This window comes from Allobosea sp. P2_A10, assembly GCF_056405115.1.
Genome location: NZ_JBFUCS010000016.1, coordinates 94,825 through 112,132 on the forward strand (window position 1 = coordinate 94,825; position 17,308 = coordinate 112,132).

The 17,308-nt window shown below is 64.6% G+C and carries 16 protein-coding genes and 2 tRNA genes; 16 read left to right on the forward strand and 2 right to left on the reverse strand.

Annotated features, from left to right (window positions below):
* Window positions 1-277: 277 nt before the first annotated feature.
* The 6 genes from clpX (at window position 278) to AC1DZY_RS20650 (ending at window position 6,295) form a co-directional block, all read left to right on the forward strand.
* Complete coding sequence (clpX, locus tag AC1DZY_RS20625) at window positions 278-1,549, forward strand: ATP-dependent Clp protease ATP-binding subunit ClpX (protein WP_476822021.1); 1,272 nt, start codon at window positions 278-280, stop codon at window positions 1,547-1,549.
* 298 nt (window positions 1,550-1,847) lie between these two features.
* Window positions 1,848-4,274, forward strand: coding sequence for an endopeptidase La (gene lon, locus AC1DZY_RS20630; RefSeq protein WP_476822022.1), 2,427 nt, complete (start codon window positions 1,848-1,850; stop codon window positions 4,272-4,274).
* A gap of 185 nt (window positions 4,275-4,459) precedes the next feature.
* The gene (locus AC1DZY_RS20635; protein ID WP_476822023.1) at window positions 4,460-4,933 is read left to right on the forward strand and encodes a DUF302 domain-containing protein; all 474 of its coding nucleotides are present in this window, start codon (window positions 4,460-4,462) and stop codon (window positions 4,931-4,933) included.
* Between the two features lie 51 nt (window positions 4,934-4,984).
* A tRNA-Val gene (locus tag AC1DZY_RS20640) sits at window positions 4,985-5,060 on the forward strand.
* A 257-nt stretch (window positions 5,061-5,317) separates the two neighbouring features.
* Window positions 5,318-5,394: transfer RNA gene (locus tag AC1DZY_RS20645), tRNA-Asp, on the forward strand.
* A 136-nt stretch (window positions 5,395-5,530) separates the two neighbouring features.
* Window positions 5,531-6,295 (forward strand): molybdate ABC transporter substrate-binding protein, encoded by a 765-nt coding sequence (locus tag AC1DZY_RS20650; protein ID WP_476822024.1) that lies wholly within the window; start codon window positions 5,531-5,533, stop codon window positions 6,293-6,295.
* 19 nt (window positions 6,296-6,314) lie between these two features.
* On the opposite strand, the gene AC1DZY_RS20655 is transcribed toward AC1DZY_RS20650, so the two are convergent.
* Both AC1DZY_RS20655 and AC1DZY_RS20660 read right to left on the reverse strand, forming a co-directional pair.
* Window positions 6,315-6,911 carry a YcbK family protein gene (locus AC1DZY_RS20655; protein WP_476822025.1) on the reverse strand — a complete coding sequence of 199 codons (597 nt, stop codon included), beginning with the start codon at window positions 6,909-6,911 and terminating at the stop codon, window positions 6,315-6,317.
* A gap of 17 nt (window positions 6,912-6,928) precedes the next feature.
* Window positions 6,929-7,252, reverse strand: coding sequence for an HdeA/HdeB family chaperone (locus AC1DZY_RS20660; protein ID WP_476822026.1), 324 nt, complete (start codon window positions 7,250-7,252; stop codon window positions 6,929-6,931).
* A 297-nt stretch (window positions 7,253-7,549) separates the two neighbouring features.
* Between AC1DZY_RS20660 and AC1DZY_RS20665 the strand changes: the two genes are divergently transcribed.
* The 10 genes from AC1DZY_RS20665 to nuoI all read left to right on the forward strand — a co-directional run bounded on the left by AC1DZY_RS20665 (window position 7,550) and on the right by nuoI (window position 17,210).
* A complete protein-coding gene (locus AC1DZY_RS20665) occupies window positions 7,550-7,930 on the forward strand; it encodes an NADH-quinone oxidoreductase subunit A (protein ID WP_476822027.1) in 381 nt (126 codons plus the stop codon).
* A 65-nt stretch (window positions 7,931-7,995) separates the two neighbouring features.
* Window positions 7,996-8,580 carry a NuoB/complex I 20 kDa subunit family protein gene (locus tag AC1DZY_RS20670; protein ID WP_476822028.1) on the forward strand — a complete coding sequence of 195 codons (585 nt, stop codon included), beginning with the start codon at window positions 7,996-7,998 and terminating at the stop codon, window positions 8,578-8,580.
* Window positions 8,580-8,900 carry an antibiotic biosynthesis monooxygenase gene (locus AC1DZY_RS20675; RefSeq protein WP_476822029.1) on the forward strand — a complete coding sequence of 107 codons (321 nt, stop codon included), beginning with the start codon at window positions 8,580-8,582 and terminating at the stop codon, window positions 8,898-8,900. The genes AC1DZY_RS20670 and AC1DZY_RS20675 overlap by 1 nt, the downstream gene beginning before the upstream one ends.
* A gap of 4 nt (window positions 8,901-8,904) precedes the next feature.
* A complete protein-coding gene (locus AC1DZY_RS20680) occupies window positions 8,905-9,510 on the forward strand; it encodes an NADH-quinone oxidoreductase subunit C (RefSeq protein WP_476822030.1) in 606 nt (201 codons plus the stop codon).
* Between the two features lie 12 nt (window positions 9,511-9,522).
* Window positions 9,523-10,713: an NADH-quinone oxidoreductase subunit D gene (locus AC1DZY_RS20685; RefSeq protein WP_476822031.1), complete on the forward strand. Its 1,191-nt coding sequence runs from the start codon at window positions 9,523-9,525 to the stop codon at window positions 10,711-10,713.
* A 377-nt stretch (window positions 10,714-11,090) separates the two neighbouring features.
* On the forward strand, window positions 11,091-12,284 hold the full coding sequence (gene nuoE / locus AC1DZY_RS20690) for an NADH-quinone oxidoreductase subunit NuoE (protein WP_476822032.1): 1,194 nt from the start codon (window positions 11,091-11,093) through the stop codon (window positions 12,282-12,284).
* Between the two features lie 10 nt (window positions 12,285-12,294).
* Complete coding sequence (gene nuoF / locus AC1DZY_RS20695; RefSeq protein WP_476822033.1) at window positions 12,295-13,599, forward strand: NADH-quinone oxidoreductase subunit NuoF; 1,305 nt, start codon at window positions 12,295-12,297, stop codon at window positions 13,597-13,599.
* 4 nt (window positions 13,600-13,603) lie between these two features.
* Window positions 13,604-15,667 carry an NADH-quinone oxidoreductase subunit NuoG gene (gene nuoG / locus AC1DZY_RS20700; RefSeq protein ID WP_476822034.1) on the forward strand — a complete coding sequence of 688 codons (2,064 nt, stop codon included), beginning with the start codon at window positions 13,604-13,606 and terminating at the stop codon, window positions 15,665-15,667.
* 6 nt (window positions 15,668-15,673) lie between these two features.
* Window positions 15,674-16,693: an NADH-quinone oxidoreductase subunit NuoH gene (gene nuoH, locus AC1DZY_RS20705; RefSeq protein ID WP_476822035.1), complete on the forward strand. Its 1,020-nt coding sequence runs from the start codon at window positions 15,674-15,676 to the stop codon at window positions 16,691-16,693.
* A gap of 28 nt (window positions 16,694-16,721) precedes the next feature.
* Window positions 16,722-17,210: an NADH-quinone oxidoreductase subunit NuoI gene (nuoI, locus tag AC1DZY_RS20710; protein ID WP_476822036.1), complete on the forward strand. Its 489-nt coding sequence runs from the start codon at window positions 16,722-16,724 to the stop codon at window positions 17,208-17,210.
* Window positions 17,211-17,308: the final 98 nt, after the last annotated feature.

Consider the following 17,308-nt stretch of genomic DNA (forward strand, 5'->3'; position numbering starts at 1 on the left):
ATGGGCCTGCGACCAGCCGCCCCGTTGCCTGTGGGTTGGCGCGGCGGCTGCAAGCGCCCATATTGCAAGGGGACCGGCCCCATGTTTGCATGGGGAATCGGGTGAGCGGACTGGCGCTCCAATTCGGTCCGGTTTTGGATCAGCTTCGATATTCGGTTGTGTCGAGACGGAGCGTTAACCCAAAACTCGTGATCTCGGCGCCTAATATGACGGAGAGACGACGGTTGCATCCGCTCTGGCTGGTGTGGTCGACGGGCTCCGAGAATGGAGATGGACGATGAGTAAGGTCAGCGGCGGCGGCGATTCCAAGAGCACGCTCTACTGCTCTTTCTGCGGCAAGAGCCAGCACGAGGTCCGCAAGCTGATTGCGGGACCGACCGTGTTCATCTGCGACGAATGCGTCGAGCTCTGCATGGACATCATTCGCGAGGAATCCAAATCCGCGCTGGTGAAGTCGAAGGACGGCGTCCCCACACCGCGCGAAATCCGCAAGGTGCTGGACGATTACGTCATCGGCCAGGACCACGCCAAGAAGGTGCTCTCGGTCGCGGTCCACAACCACTACAAGCGGCTTTCGCATGCCAGCAAGCACAACGACGTCGAGCTGGCGAAGTCCAACATCCTGCTGATCGGGCCGACCGGATCGGGCAAGACGCTGCTCGCGCAGACGCTCGCCCGCATCCTCGACGTGCCCTTCACCATGGCCGACGCCACGACGCTGACCGAAGCCGGCTATGTCGGCGAGGATGTCGAGAACATCATCCTGAAGCTGCTCCAGGCCTCCGACTACAACGTCGAGCGGGCGCAGCGCGGCATCGTCTACATCGACGAGATCGACAAGATCAGCCGCAAATCCGACAACCCGTCGATCACCCGGGACGTTTCGGGCGAGGGCGTCCAGCAGGCGCTGCTCAAGATCATGGAGGGCACCGTCGCCTCGGTGCCGCCCCAGGGCGGGCGCAAGCACCCCCAGCAGGAATTCCTGCAGGTCGACACCACCAACATCCTGTTCATCTGCGGCGGCGCCTTTGCCGGCCTCGACAAGATTATCTCGGGCCGTGGCAAGGGCACCTCGATCGGCTTCGGCGCGACCGTGAAGGGGCCCGACGACCGTCGCGCCGGCGCGATCTTCCGCGAGGTCGAGCCCGAGGACCTGCTGAAGTTCGGCCTGATCCCGGAATTCGTCGGGCGTCTCCCGGTCTTGGCGACGCTGGAAGATCTCGACGAGGCTGCGCTCAAGACGATCCTGACCGAGCCGAAGAACGCGCTGGTGAAGCAGTATCAGCGCCTGTTCGAGATGGAGGACACCGAGCTTACCTTCACCGACGAAGCCGTGGCGCTGATTGCCCGCAAGGCGATCGACCGCAAGACCGGCGCTCGTGGCCTGCGCTCGATCATGGAGGGCATCCTGCTGGAGACGATGTACGAGCTGCCGGGGCTGGAAGGCGTCGAGCAGGTCGTGATCGGTCCGGAGGCCGTCGAATCGAAGTCGCGGCCGTTGTTCATCTACTCGGAGCGCGAGGACGAGGCTAAGTCGGCATCCGCCTGATTCGCGTCATCCACCGCTATGAATCGTCGAACGCGCGCCTTCTGGCGCGCGTTTTGCGTCTGTAGGAGCGGTCCGTGACCATATCTTTACCCCGCGACCATCCTGCGCAGGGCGCAGGCCCAAGGCTCGCTTGAAAGCCGGCGCGGAAGTCTCCACTTTAACTGCACTCGCGAGAGTCGCACGCCTGTCGAGGGTGCGATGCGCGAGGGCGGACAGGGTGAATGGTCGCCCTGGTCGCGTACGTCAGGTGGCTCCGCCCATTCGGGGGTAAGCCTGGCGCAACCATAAAGGACAAGTCATGACTGGCTCGGCGCCCCGCGCTCCTTTCGTTCCCGGTGAGACCGGCCTCTACCCGGTCCTCCCCCTGCGCGACATCGTCGTTTTCCCCCATATGATCGTGCCGCTCTTCGTCGGCCGCGAGAAGTCGATCCGTGCGCTCGAGGAGGTCGTCAAGACCGACGGGCTGATCCTGCTCGCCACCCAGAAGAATGCCGGAGACGATGATCCGGAGATCAAGGATATCTATGAGATCGGCACGCTCGCCCGCGTGCTGCAGTTGCTGAAGCTGCCGGACTCGACCGTGAAGGTGCTGGTCGAGGGCGTCGGCCGCGCCAAGGCGACCTCCTACGTCGCCGACGAGGCGTTCTATCAGGCCGAAGCCGTCGGCGTTGCCGAGGAAGAGGGCAAGAAGGTCGAGGTCGAGGCGCTGGGCCGCTCGGTCGTCAGCGAGTTCGAGAGCTATGTGAAGCTCAACAAGAAGATCTCGCCCGAGATCGTCGCCGCGGTCTCGCAGATCGACGAGCCTTCCAAGCTCGCCGACACCGTCGCCTCGCATCTGGCCGTCAAGATCGCCGACCGTCAGGCCGTGCTCGAAGTCACCAATGTCGCCCACCGGCTGGAGAAGGTTCTCTCGCTGATGGAAAGCGAGATGTCGGTGCTGCAGGTCGAGAAGCGCATCCGCTCGCGCGTCAAGCGCCAGATGGAGAAGACCCAGCGCGAGTACTATCTCAACGAGCAGATGAAGGCGATCCAGAAGGAACTCGGCGACGGCGAGGAAGGCCGCGACGAACTGGCCGAGCTGGAAGAGCGCATCGCCCGCACCAAGCTCTCCAAGGAGGCCCGCGACAAGGCCGTCGCGGAGATGAAGAAGCTGCGCCAGATGTCGCCAATGTCGGCGGAAGCGACCGTCGTGCGCAACTATCTCGACTGGATGCTCGGCATTCCGTGGAACAAGAAGTCCAAGATCAAGAAGGATCTGAACGCGGCCCAGGCCGTGCTCGACGACGATCATTTCGGTCTGGACAAGGTCAAGGACCGCATCGTCGAGTACCTGGCGGTGCAGCAGCGCGCCAACAAGCTGGCGGGCCCGATCCTGTGCCTCGTCGGTCCTCCCGGCGTCGGCAAGACCTCTCTCGGCAAGTCGATCGCCAAGGCGACCGGCCGTGAGTTCGTGCGCATGTCGCTGGGCGGCGTCCGTGACGAGGCCGAGATCCGCGGCCACCGGCGCACCTATATCGGCTCGATGCCCGGCAAGATCATCCAGTCGATGAAGAAGGCCAAGACCTCCAACCCGCTCATCCTGCTCGACGAGATCGACAAGATGGGCCAGGACTTCCGCGGCGATCCCTCGGCCGCCCTGCTGGAGGTGCTCGATCCCGAGCAGAACGCGACCTTCAACGACCACTATCTCGAGGTCGATTACGACCTGTCGAACGTCATGTTCGTCACCACGGCCAACACGCTGAACATCCCGCCGGCCCTGCTGGACCGGATGGAGGTGATCCGCATCGCCGGTTACACCGAGGACGAGAAGACCGAGATCGCGCGCCGCCATCTGATCCCCAATACGATCAAGAAGCACGGTCTCGAATCGAAGGAATGGTCGATCGACGACGAGGCGCTGATGACGCTGGTGCGCCGCTACACACGGGAAGCCGGCGTCCGCAATCTCGAGCGCGAGCTCTCCAACACCGTCCGCAAGGCGGTGAAGGACATCGTGCTCAAGAAGGCGACCAAGGTCGCGGTCACCACACCGGTGCTGGAAGAGTATCTCGGGCCGCCGCGCTATCGCTATGGCATGGCCGAGACCGAGGATCAGGTCGGCGTCGTCACGGGCCTCGCCTGGACCGAGGTCGGCGGGGAACTCCTGACGATCGAAGGCGTGATGATGCCCGGCAAGGGCAAGATGACCGTCACCGGCAACCTCAAGGACGTGATGAAGGAATCGATCTCGGCGGCGGCGTCCTACGTCCGCTCGCGCGCCATCGATTTCGGCATCGAACCGCCCTTGTTCGACCGGCGCGACATCCACGTTCACGTTCCCGAGGGCGCGACGCCCAAGGACGGTCCGTCGGCAGGCATCGCGATGGCGACCACCATCGTCTCGATCCTGACCGGCATCCCAACGCGCCGCGATCTCGCCATGACAGGCGAAGTCACGCTGCGGGGCAGGGTGCTGCCGATCGGCGGTCTCAAGGAGAAGCTTCTGGCGGCGCTTCGCGGCGGCATCAAGAAGGTGCTGATCCCCGAGGACAACGCCAAGGATCTGATCGATCTGCCGAAGTCGGTGAAGGAGGGCATGGAAATCGTGCCCGTCGCGCGGATGGAGCAGGTGTTGCAGCATGCGCTGATGCGCCAGCCCGTTCCGATCGTCTGGGAGGAGAACCTCAAGGCTCTGCCGCCCAAGGTCGGCGACGAGGATGTGGCAGGCGTCATCGCCCACTGAGGCGACATCGTCGACAATCCAGAATGAACGCCGCCGGGACCATGGTCCCGGCGGCTTTTTCATGGGCTGCGTCACGCTCGCATTTCGCTCGCGCGACCTCACCATGGCGCGAGTGCGAGCTTTCGACGTTGCTGTCGTCTTGCGACGCGGCAACGGTTGCGACTCGACAACGGAGGAGCATGCCCATGTTGGCTACGAGAACCTGCCTCGCGCTTTCCCTCGGTATTCTGGCGGTGGGAGCTTCGCTGCAGCCGAGCGCCGCCGCCGAGGGCTTCAACACGGTCCAGAGCGCGTCGGATTTCAGGACGACGACCACGAAGCTCGCCGCCGCGATAAAAGCGCGCAACCTGATCGCATTCACCGACATCGATCACGGTGCGGGCGCCGCGTCGGTTGGGCTGCAGCTGCGTCCGACTTATCTCTTCGTCTTCGGCAATCCGCGGGGCGGCACGCCGGCGATGATCTGCGCGCAGACGGTCGGGCTTGATCTTCCCCTGAAGGCGTTGGTGTTCGAGGACGCCGCCGGAAAGGTCCAGATCGTCACGCCCGATCCCGCTGAGATGGCAAAACGTCACGCTCTCGGCGATTGCGCCAAACCCGCTATCGAAGCGATGAGCAAGGCGCTGGCGGGAATCGCAGCCGACGCCGCTGCTCCTTGAGCGAACTCGGACTGGCATCGCGCGCCCGCATTTGCTAGCGAGAACGCGGCAGGGCGGTTAGCTCAGTTGGTAGAGCGTCTCCTTTACACGGAGAGGGTCGGCGGTTCGAGCCCGTCACCGCCCACCAGCCTTCGCCCTGCGGGCGTTATGGCCCGGCAAGCCGGAAGCGTGTTCTACCGAGAGCCGAAGGACGAAGGCTGCCGCGCCGGAGTTGGGCAGCTATCGCGGCGGGCCGGCTCAAATAGCGCCCATCTCACGGATCGACTGTCGCACTATCCCGTCCAAATCCGCCGACACATCGATTTGCCGGCGCTGCGCGCTTGACACTTCCGGCCTCGCGCCATAATCCGAACGCCGCTGGGGGCGAGGCCCTCACTGCCCTGCGCGGGCGTAGCTCAGTTGGTTAGAGTGCCGGCCTGTCACGCCGGAGGTCGCGGGTTCGAGCCCCGTCGCCCGCGCCATTTTCTCCTCCACATCACAGTTCGGTGAACAAGGGTTTTGCCGTCGTTTTTGACGCGGCAACCTTGCTGCTTCATGCGACAGGCCTAATCTCCCGCCATGTCGATCCAGTCTGGATCGTTTCGCCCGGAGATGCTCATGCGCCGCCTGTTTGCCGCCAGCCTGATGCTCGGAAGCCTTTTCCTGCCCGGCGCAGTCGCCGCCGCTGAGATCAAGGTCCTGACGGCCGGCGCCTTCAAGCCGATCGTGCTGGCGGTGGCCGCCGAATTCGAGAAGGGCAGCGGCCACAAGCTCGTCATCGACAACGACACCGCCGGCGGCCTTCTGCGGCGGATCGGCGGTGGCGAATCGTTTGATCTCGCGGTGCTGACCCCGGCCGCGCTGAAGGAACTCGTCGCAAGCGGCAAGATCGCGGCTGGCACACCGGCCAATCTCGCCCGCACCGCGGTTGGCGTCGCAGTCAAGGACGGTGCGCCCAAGCCCGACATCGCCAGTGTGGCGGCCTTCAAGGCCGCGCTGCTGGCGGCAAACAAGGTCGCCTATATCGACCCGGCCGCCGGTGGTTCGAGCGGCATCTATTTCTCGAAGCTGCTGGAGACGATGGGTATTGCCGATACGGTACGGGCCAAGGCCGTGCTGGTGCCGGGCGGTCTCGTCGCGCAGAAGCTGGTCACCGGCGAGGCTGATCTCGCCATCCACCAGATCAGCGAGATCCTGGCGGTGAAGGGCGCGACGTTGGTCGGCCCGCTGCCGGCGGAGATCCAGAACTACACCGTCTATGCCGGCGGCCTTGCCGTCGCGACGGCCCAGCCGGAGGCGGCGAAGGCCTTCCTGGCCTTTTTGGGCAGCGATGTCGCAAGGCGCATTCTCGGCGAGAAGGGCATGGAGCGCGCGCCGGAGTAGTGCCGGCTGCGTCTGTCGTTCACCACGGCCGGCGCGGTCCGGTGTCGATATGGATCAGCCCGTTCCAGTAGACCTTGTTGCCGCCGACCTCGGGCAGGGCGCGGGCGTAGTCCAGCACCACGCGCGGACGCACGCCCGGCACGCGGAAATCCATCGCCTCGCAGCGCTTGTGATAGGAGCCGCGCCGCGCCCGCCAGGGCGGCCTCCAGGTCGAGGTCACCTTCACCGCGCCGAACCTGTCGACGATCTTGCCGAGGATCAGCTTGAGCTGTTGCGGCAGGCAGACGATCGAGGTGCCCGGATCGGTCGAGATGCCCGGGCGATCCGGCTTCTCGTTCGGATCGAACTGCGGTTCCGCCCCGGCCTTCTGGCCCGGCGCGAGTTTCGGCCATTCCGGCCCCTCATCCTCTTCCGGCTCGGTCGTGGTGGGCGAGGTCGCGGAGGGCGGCTGCGCGGCCGGAGGCGGGACCACGATCGGCGGCAGCGGTTGCGACGGCAGATCGAGATCGAACGGGCGTTGCGGCGGCAACGGTGCGCGGATGCTCTGGCCTGCCTGCTGCGCGATCGCCGCGCCGCCATGAAACGCACAGGCGAGCACCAGCATTGGCAGGACCATTCGCGACGGCGTCACGCTCAGGGCGCCGCAGGGGGCATGAAGACCGCTCGCGTCTCGGGGCCGATCAGCGGCGTTTGCGGCGCCTTCGTGCAGACCGCCTGAAGTTCGGCGGGCGCGGCCGCAATCTTGGCGATATCGATCAGCGCCCGCTGCGCGCCGCCGGCATAGTAGCCGGCAAGCCAGAGCGAGAGCTGGCTCTGATCGTTGCCGCTCATAGCCATGAAATCGGCGCAGGTCGCCCGCATCAGATCGAGCGCCTCCGCCTTCGCGCCGTGGCCGGCGGACAGGACCATCACGGAGAGGGCGACGGGAATCGAAAGGAGTGGCCTGCGCGGCGCCATGGCGGCGTCTTTCCTGAGACGGGCGGCGCTCTGCCGCAGGGAACCGATTCGCCCCCAGTGTGTCGCGGCAGCAAGCGTCCGGCCAGTCAGAAAGCCTTGATATGCGGCAAAAAGTCAGCCTCGGCGCTCCCGTGCCTCCCGGCAAAGGCGACGCTTGCGGATTTGCGGTTCAATCTGCGCTGAATTCAACCCAGTTGGGCGATTGTGCGGCGCGGCAGAGTCTTGCTTCATTCTAATGCAAGGTCTAATCGACGGAGCAAGGCGCGCCAGAGTCCGGCCGCCTGAAGTGGGGTCGTCATGCAAACTCTCCCGGTTCCGTCCCTGCTGAACGATTACCTGCCGCTGGTGATCTTCATCGGCGTTGCCGCGTTCATCGGGCTGGCCCTGCTGATCGCGCCTTTCGCGATCGCCTATTCCAAGCCCGACCCCGAGAAGCTCTCGGCCTATGAGTGCGGCTTCAACGCCTTCGACGATGCCCGCATGAAGTTCGACGTGCGATTCTATCTGGTCGCGATCCTGTTCATCATCTTCGACCTTGAGGTCGCCTTCCTGTTCCCTTGGGCCGTCGCGTTCGGCGGGCTCGGCTGGTATGGTTTCTGCTCGATGATGGTCTTTCTGGGCGTGCTCACTGTTGGCTTCGTCTATGAGTGGCGTAAGGGCGCGCTGGAGTGGGACTGACCGGCGGATCGCAGGCGGATTTCGCAGCTGATCTGACGGTTTAGAGTTCACGAGGGTTTGAGAGAATGGCAACCACAGCGATCGACCGCGGCGACCCGATTGCCGCGCCCGCTCCCAAGGGCCTGCTCGGCCCCGACGGCCAGCCCGTCGGCCATCGCGATCCCTTCTTCACCTCGATCAACGCCGAACTCGCCGATAAGGGTTTTCTCGTCACCGCGACCGACGACCTGATCAACTGGTCGCGCACCGGCTCGCTGATGTGGATGACCTTCGGGCTTGCCTGTTGCGCCGTCGAGATGATGCAGCTTTCGATGCCGCGCTACGATGTCGAGCGCTTCGGTTTCGCGCCGCGCGCGAGCCCGCGCCAGTCCGATGTGATGATCGTGGCCGGCACGCTGACCAACAAGATGGCCCCGGCTCTGCGCAAGGTCTACGACCAGATGCCCGAGCCGCGCTACGTCATCTCGATGGGCTCCTGCGCCAATGGCGGCGGCTACTACCACTACAGCTACTCGGTGGTGCGCGGCTGCGACCGCATCGTGCCGATCGACATCTATGTGCCCGGCTGCCCGCCGACGGCGGAAGCGCTGCTCTATGGCGTGTTGCTGCTGCAGAAGAAGATCCGGCGGACGGGGACGATTGAACGGTGATGTCCCGGGACGCCAGCGTCATTCGGCAGTGGAAGGCGCGCGCTACGCCTGAGGGTGCGCTGTCGTATGGCGCGCATCTCAAGCATGCGGTGGTGCCGCAGCTGCGCGATCTGCCCGGATTCAAGGGTGTCTCGCTGCTGAACCGCGCCGACGCTGGTGAGGTCGAGATCACCGTGCTCACCCATTGGGCTTCGATGGACGCGATTTCGGCTTTTGCCTCCCCCGATCTCGACGTCGCCGTGGTCGAGCCCGCGGCCGCCGCGGTTCTGGTGAGTTATGACGACAAGGTCACGCATCACACTGTGATGCTCGAAGGATGATGTGATGAGCGAGATGCTCGTAGCCCTCGGCGAAGAGATCAAGGCGGCGCTGCCCGGCGCAGTCACGGACGTGGTCGTCGCTTTCGACGAGCTGACGATTCATGTCGAAGCCGCCGCGATCGTCCAGGTTCTCAAGACCCTGCGCGAAGAGCCGCGCTTCCGCTTCGTGAACTTTACCGACATCGCCGGCGCCGACTATCCCGGCCGCGAAAAGCGCTTCGACGTGGTCTACCACCTGCTTGCGCCATACTCGAACACCCGCATCCGCGTGAAGGTTCAGACCGACGAGGCGACGCCGGTTCCCTCCGTGATCGAGGTCTTCCCCGCTGCGAACTGGTACGAGCGGGAGGCTTATGATTTCTACGGCATCCTGTTCTCGGGCCACCCCGATCTGCGCCGCATCCTCACCGATTACGGCTTCGAGGGCTACCCGCTGCGCAAGGACTTCCCGCTGACCGGCTTCGTCGAGGTCCGCTACGACGACGAGCAGAAGCGCGTCGTCTACGAGCCGGTGAAGCTGAACCAGGAGTTCCGCAATTTCGACTTTCTGAGCCCCTGGGAGGGCACCGACTACGTGCTCCCGGGCGACGAAAAAGCGAAGACGGCGTGAGCGGGGCCTGACATGACCGAACACAACATCCGCAACTTCTCGATCAATTTCGGCCCGCAGCATCCCGCTGCCCACGGCGTGCTGCGCCTCGTGCTGGAACTGGACGGCGAGATCGTCGAGCGCGTCGATCCCCATATCGGCCTGCTCCATCGCGGCACAGAAAAGCTGATCGAGGCCAAGACCTATCTGCAGGCGCTGCCCTATTTCGACCGGCTCGACTATGTCGCGCCGATGAACCAGGAGCACGCCTATTGCCTGGCGATCGAGAAACTGATGGGCGTGACGGTTCCGCGCCGGGGCCAGCTCATCCGGGTGCTCTATTCCGAGATTGGCCGCATCCTCTCGCATATCCTCAACGTCACCACGCAGGCCATGGACGTCGGCGCGCTGACGCCCCCACTCTGGGGTTTCGAGGAACGCGAAAAACTGATGATCTTCTATGAGCGCGCCAGTGGCTCGCGCATGCATGCAGCCTTCGTTAGGCCCGGCGGCGTCCACCAGGACCTGCCGACCTCGCTGATCCACGACATCGCCGAATGGTGCGACCCGTTCCTGAAGGTCTGCGACGATCTTGAGACATTGCTGACCGACAACCGCATCTTCAAGCAGCGCAACGTCGATATCGGCGTCGTCGATCTCGACACCTGCTGGAAATGGGGCTTTTCGGGCGTGATGGTGCGCGGCTCCGGCGCGGCCTGGGACCTGCGCAAGTCGCAGCCCTATGAGTGCTACGAGGAGATGGAATTCGACATCCCCGTCGGCAAGAACGGCGACTGCTACGACCGCTATCACATCCGCATGGAAGAGATGCGCCAGTCCGCCGCGATCATGAAGCAGTGCTGCGAAAAGCTGCTCGCGACCGACGGCGGTGGTCCGGTCACCTCGCTCGACGGCAAGATGGTGCCGCCCAAGCGCGGGGAGATGAAGCGCTCGATGGAAGCGATCATCCATCATTTCAAGCTCTACACCGAAGGCTTCAAGGTGCCTGCCGGCGAGGTCTATGCGGCGGTCGAGGCGCCCAAGGGCGAATTCGGCGTCTACCTCGTCTCCGACGGCACCAACAAGCCCTATCGCTGCAAGATCAAGGCGCCGGGCTTCGCCCATCTCCAGGCCATGGATTTCATGTGCCGCAAGCACATGCTGGCGGATGTCAGCGCGATCCTGGGCTCGCTGGATATCGTCTTTGGTGAGGTGGACCGGTGAAGCTGATCGCTCCCTATCCGCGATTCATCAGAGCGTTCGCTTTCGCTCTGATGTTGTCATTAGGCCCCATAGTTGGGCTCCTCTTGTCGGAGTTCTCCGGCTACCCCGTTGTTTGGGGCAGCGTGTTTTGGTTTGCGGCGTTTTCGCTGATCGGATTGACGGCGCTATCTTTCGTATTTCCCAACTTGGTGTCCGATGGAATGCCTGCGTGGTTCCTGCGCGCGCTGTCAAAGCTCTCGGGGGAAAGCACACGATGAGCGCGACTATCCCCGTCATGGTCGGCCTTGTGCCGGCCATCCACGTCTTGAACGTGGCAGATATTGCGAAGACGTGGATGCTCGGGACAAGCCCGAGCATGACGCGTGGAGTGATTTGAGATGTCCGTCCGTCGTCTAGCCCCTGATCAGGTCCAGCCCGCCTCCTTCGCCTTCGACGCGGCGAACGAGAACTGGGCCGACCAGCAGATCGCCAAATACCCGGCCGGCCGTCAGGCCTCCGCCGTAATCCCGCTGCTGTGGAAGGCGCAGGAGCAGCATCATGGCTGGGTCCCGCGCGCCGCGATCGAAGCTGTCGCGCGGAAGCTCGACATGGCGCCGATGCGCGTCATGGAGATCGCGACCTTCTACACCATGTTCAACCTGCAGCCGGTCGGCGAGCACTTCATCCAGCTTTGCGGCACCACCCCCTGCGCGCTGCGCGGCGCGGAAGCGATCCGGAAGGTCTGCGAGGACGTCATCGGCCCGCAATCGACCGTCTCGGCGGATGGCAAGCTGTCCTGGCTCGAGGTCGAGTGCCTGGGAGCTTGCTGCAACGCCCCGATGGCGCAGATCAATTTCGATTATTACGAAGACCTGACGCCCGACAATTTCCGCGCGCTGCTCGACGATCTCCGCCATGGACGCCCGACGAAACCCGGCCCGCAGGTCGACCGCTCCTGCTCGGAGCCGCTCGGCGGTGGCGAGACCCTGAAGGACCCGGCTCTCTATGACGGCACGGTGATCGGGGCTGGCGACTGGCAAAAGCGCATCGGCGAACAGCGCAAGGCTGCAGCCGAGGCCGCTGCCGCGAAAGCCGCCGCCGAAGCTGCCGCCAAGGCGGCCGAAGCCAAGGCTGCCGAAGCCACGCCCGCCGCCGTCGAGGCCAAGCCGGCAAGCGAGACGGCCGCCGCGAGCCGGCCCAAGCCGTCGGCTCCGGCCCAGCCTTCGGGCGCGGCAAACGACACGCCGGCCGCCCATGGCAAGGTCGATGAGAAATCGGTCGCGGAATCCGCGAAGCCGGCGGCTACAGCCGAGACCAAGCCCGAGTTGCTGACCGCCGCGCGCAACAATGCGCCCGACGATCTCTCGTTGATCTGGGGCGTTGGTCCCAAGCTTGCAAAGATGCTCAACGAGATGGGCGTCTGGCATTTCGACCAGATCGCGGTCTGGAAGGCGGAGGAACTCGCCTGGGTCGATGCACGACTGACCGGCTTCAAGGGCCGCGCCACCCGCGACGACTGGATTTCGCAGGCAAAGAAGCTCTCGACAGGCTGGCGGCCGGATTCGGCCCTCGGCGACAAGCCGGTGAAGTGAGGCGATAACGATGCTTGCTGATCGCGACCGGATCTTCACCAACCTCTACGGGCGTCACGACCTGTCGCTGAAGGGCGCGATGGCGCGCGGCGCGTGGGACGGTACGAAATTCCTGCTGGAGCAGGGCCAGGACTGGATCATCGACGAGATGAAGAAGTCCGGGCTGCGTGGACGCGGCGGCGCCGGCTTCCCGACCGGGCTGAAATGGTCGTTCATGCCCAAGAAGAGCGACGGCCGGCCGAGCTATCTCGTCGTCAACGCCGACGAGTCGGAGCCCGGCACCTGCAAGGATCGCGAGATCATGCGCAACGACCCGCATACGCTGGTCGAGGGCTGCCTGATCGCCTCCTTCGCGATGAATGCGAACGCGGCCTACATCTACATCCGCGGCGAATACATCCTCGAACGCGAGGCGCTGCAGCGCGCCGTCGACGAGGCCTATGAGGCGGGCCTCATCGGCAAGAACAACAAGCACGGCTATCCCTTTGATCTCTATGTGCATCATGGGGCAGGGGCCTATATCTGCGGCGAGGAAACGGCGCTGCTCGAAAGCCTCGAGGGCAAGAAGGGCATGCCGCGCCTGAAGCCGCCATTTCCGGCCAATGTCGGCCTTTACGGCTGCCCCACCACGGTGAACAACGTCGAGTCGATCGCTGTCGCACCGACGATCCTGCGCCGTGGCGCGGCGTGGTTCTCCTCGCTCGGCAACCCCAATAATGTCGGCACGAAACTGTTCTGCGTTTCCGGGCATGTGAACAAGCCCTGCAACGTCGAAGAGGTGATGGGCATTCCGTTCCGCGAGCTGATCGACCGCCATTGCGGCGGCATGCGCGGCGGCTGGGACAATCTGCTTGCGGTCATCCCCGGCGGTTCGTCGGTGAGGATGGTGCCGGCCGAGCAGATCATCGACACGCCGATGGATTTCGACTCGCTGTCCAAGCTGAAATCGGGCCTCGGCACGGCAGCCGTCATCGTCATGGACAAGTCGACCGACATCGTCCGGGCGATCGCGCGCATCAGCTATTTCTACAAGCATGAGAGCTGCGGCCAGTGCACGCCCTGCCGCGAGGGCACGGGCTGGATGTGGCGCGTGCTCAACCGCATGGCCGAGGGCAGGGCGCAGAAGCGCGAGATCGACATGCTGCTCGACGTCACCAAGCAGATCGAGGGTCATACCATCTGCGCGCTCGGCGACGCTGCCGCCTGGCCGATCCAGGGCCTGATCGCGCATTTCCGCCCCGAGATCGAGAAGCGCATCGACGACTATGCCGCCAACCCGCATAGCGAGCCGGCGCGGCTTATGGCGGCGGAGTGAGACCATGACCAAACTCCTCATCGACGGCATCGAGGTCGACGTCCCGGCCGACTACACGGTCCTGCAGGCCTGCGAGGCGGCAGGCGCCGAGGTGCCGCGCTTCTGCTTCCATGAGCGGCTCTCGATCGCCGGCAACTGCCGCATGTGCCTCGTCGAAGTGAAGGGCGGCCCGCCCAAGCCGCAGGCCTCCTGCGCCATCGGCGTGCGCGATCTGCGCCCCGGCCCCAATGGCGAGCCGCCGGTGGTGTCGACCAAGTCGCCCATGGTCAAGAAGGCGCGCGAGGGGGTGATGGAGTTCCTCCTGATCAACCACCCGCTGGATTGCCCGATCTGCGACCAGGGCGGTGAATGCGACCTGCAGGACCAGGCCATGGCCTATGGCGTGGACAATTCCCGCTATGCCGAAAACAAGCGCGCGGTCGAGGACAAGTATATCGGCCCGCTGGTGAAAACCTCGATGACGCGTTGCATCCAATGCACGCGTTGCGTCCGCTTCACCACGGAAGTCGCAGGCGGCCAGGATCTCGGCGCGATCGGTCGCGGCGAGGACATGGAGATCACGACCTATCTCGAACAGGCGATGACCTCGGAGCTGCAGGGCAACGTTGTCGATCTCTGCCCGGTCGGCGCGCTGACCTCGAAGCCCTATCAGAACAAGGCGCGGCCCTGGGAACTGACCAAGACCGAATCGATCGACGTGATGGACGCGGTCGGCTCGGCGATCCGGATCGATTCGCGCGGCCGCGAGGTCATGCGCATCCTGCCTCGCCTCAACGAGGCAGTGAACGAGGAGTGGATCTCCGACAAGACGCGCCACATCGTCGATGGCCTGCGCACCCAGCGGCTCGACCGGCCCTATATCCGGCAGGACGGGGCGCTGCGACCTGCGACATGGGCGGAAGCCTTTGCGCTGATCGCCGGAAAACTGAAGGCGACCACGCCTGCCAGGATCGGCGCCATCGCCGGCGATCTCGCCGCCGTCGAAGAGATGTTCGCGCTGAAGAACCTGATGGCTTCGCTCGGCAGCGCCAACCTCGACTGCCGTCAGGACGGCACGAAGCTGCACCCCTCCCATGGACGTGCCTCATATGTGCTGAACGCCGGCATCGCCGGGATCGATGAAGCGGATTCGCTGCTGATCATCGGGGCGAACCCGCGCAGGGAAGCGCCGATCCTCAATGCGCGCATCCGCAAGCGCTGGCTGCGCGGCGATTTCAAGGTCAGCGTCATCGGCGAGATGGCCGAACTGACCTATGACTTCGACTATCTCGGCGCCGGCACGGACACGCTGGCCGAACTGGTCAGGACGGCGACAATCGGCAAGGCGAAACCGATGGTGCTGGTCGGGCAGGGCGCGCTTGCCCGCGGCGACGGCGAGGCGATCCTCTCGATGGCGGCCAAGGCCGCTCAGGTTCTCGGCTCAGGCCAGGATGGCTGGAACGGCTTTGGCGTGCTCCATACGGCTGCCGCCCGCGTCGGTGGGCTCGATCTCGGCTTCGTGCCGGGAGACGGTGGACTGGATGTTGGCGGCATGAGCGCGCCGGGTGCGCTCGATGTCCTGTTCCTGCTCGGGGCCGATGAGATCGAGGTTCCGGCCGGCGCCTTCGTGGTCTATCAGGGCACGCATGGCGACAAGGGCGCGCATCGCGCCGACGTCATCCTGCCGGGCGCAGCCTACACCGAGAAGTCGGGCACCTATGTCAACACCGAAGGTCGCGTACAGATGACCGACCGCGCGACCTTCGCGCCGGGCGATGCGCGCGAGGATTGGGCCATCTTGCGGGCGCTATCGGCGGCGCTCGGAAAGACGCTGCCCTTCGACTCGCTCGTCGGCCTGCGCAAGGCGCTCTACGAGGCGCATCCGCATTTCGCTGCGCTCGACATATTGCCGGTCTCCGATGCGTCGGGGCTGGCGCGGCTTGCCGGCCTTGGTGGCAAGACCGACAAGGCGGGCCTTGCCTCGTCCGTCAGCGATTTCTACCAGACCAACCCGATCGCGCGGGCGTCCGCCGTGATGGCCGAATGCTCGGCGCTGGCCTCTGGCCGGTTGCAGCAGGCGGCGGAGTAAGCGGCCATGAACTGGGATATCGTCCTCGACCTCCTGATCATGCTGGGCAAGAGCTTCCTCCTGCTCGCCTGCCTGCTCGTCTTCATCGCCTATATCCTGCTTGCCGACCGCAAGATCTGGGCTGCCGTGCAGTTGCGTCGCGGTCCCAACGTGGTCGGCCCGTTCGGCCTGTTCCAGAGCTTCGCCGACCTGCTGAAATTCGCCTTCAAGGAGCCGATCATCCCGTCGGGCGCCAACAAGGGCGTGTTCCTGCTGGCCCCCTTCATCTCCTGCCTGCTCTCGCTCGGCGCCTGGGCGGTCATTCCGGTGGCCGAGGGCTGGGCCATCGCCGACATCAATGTCGGCGTACTCTACATCCTCGCGATCTCGTCGCTGGGCGTCTATGGCGTGATCATGGCCGGCTGGGCCTCGAACTCGAAATACCCGTTTATGGGCGCGCTGCGCTCGGCCGCGCAGATGGTCTCCTACGAGGTCTCGATCGGCTTCGTCATCATCACCGTCCTGCTCTGCGTCGGCTCGCTGAACCTGACCGCGATCGTCGAGGCGCAGAACACCAGTTGGGGCATGCTGCGCTGGTATTGGCTTCCGCTGTTTCCGATGTTCGTGGTCTTCTTCATCTCGGCGCTGGCCGAGACGAACCGCCCGCCCTTCGACCTGCCCGAAGCCGAATCCGAGCTCGTCGCCGGCTTTATGGTCGAATACTCGTCGACGCCGTATCTGCTGTTCATGCTCGGCGAATACGTGGCGATCATGACCATGTGCTCGCTGACCGTGATCCTGTTCATGGGCGGCTGGCTGCCGCCATTCCCGATCGCGCCCTTCACCTGGGTCCCGGGCGTGATCTGGTTCATGATCAAGATTTGCCTGGTCTTCTTCATGTTCGCGATGGTGAAGGCCTTCGTGCCGCGCTACCGCTACGACCAGCTGATGCGCCTCGGCTGGAAAGTGTTCCTGCCACTCTCGCTCGTCTCCGTCGTGGTCGTGGCCTTCGTGCTGCAGCTTACGGGCTGGGGGCCGGTGCGCTGATGACGACGACAATCAAGGATTTTGCGCGATGACCCTCGCACAAGCCGCCAAGGGCCTGCTTCTGAAGGAATTCGTCTCGGCGTTCGCCCTGTCGATGCGCTATTTCTTCAAGCCGAAGGCGACGCTGAACTATCCCTTCGAGAAGGGCGCTCTCAGCCCACGCTTCCGGGGCGAGCACGCGCTGCGCCGCTACCCCAATGGCGAGGAACGCTGCATCGCCTGCAAGCTCTGCGAGGCGATCTGCCCGGCCCAGGCGATCACGATCGAGGCCGGCCCGCGTCGCAATGACGGCACGCGCCGCACCACGCGCTACGACATCGACATGACCAAATGCATCTATTGCGGCTTCTGCCAGGAGGCCTGCCCGGTCGATGCTATCGTCGAGGGACCGAATTTCGAGTTCGCGACCGAAACCCGAGAGGAGCTGTTCTACGACAAGGACCGGCTGCTCGCGAACGGCGCGCGCTGGGAGCGCGAGATCGCGCGCAACATCGCGATGGATGCGCCATACCGGTGAGGGAACTGGCCTCGTTGCGCGGTTGTCGCCTCCGACGGGCCTTACTATAGACGCTCCAGACTGCGCCCGGCACCAGAGTCGGTCGCGTTGCAACGAGG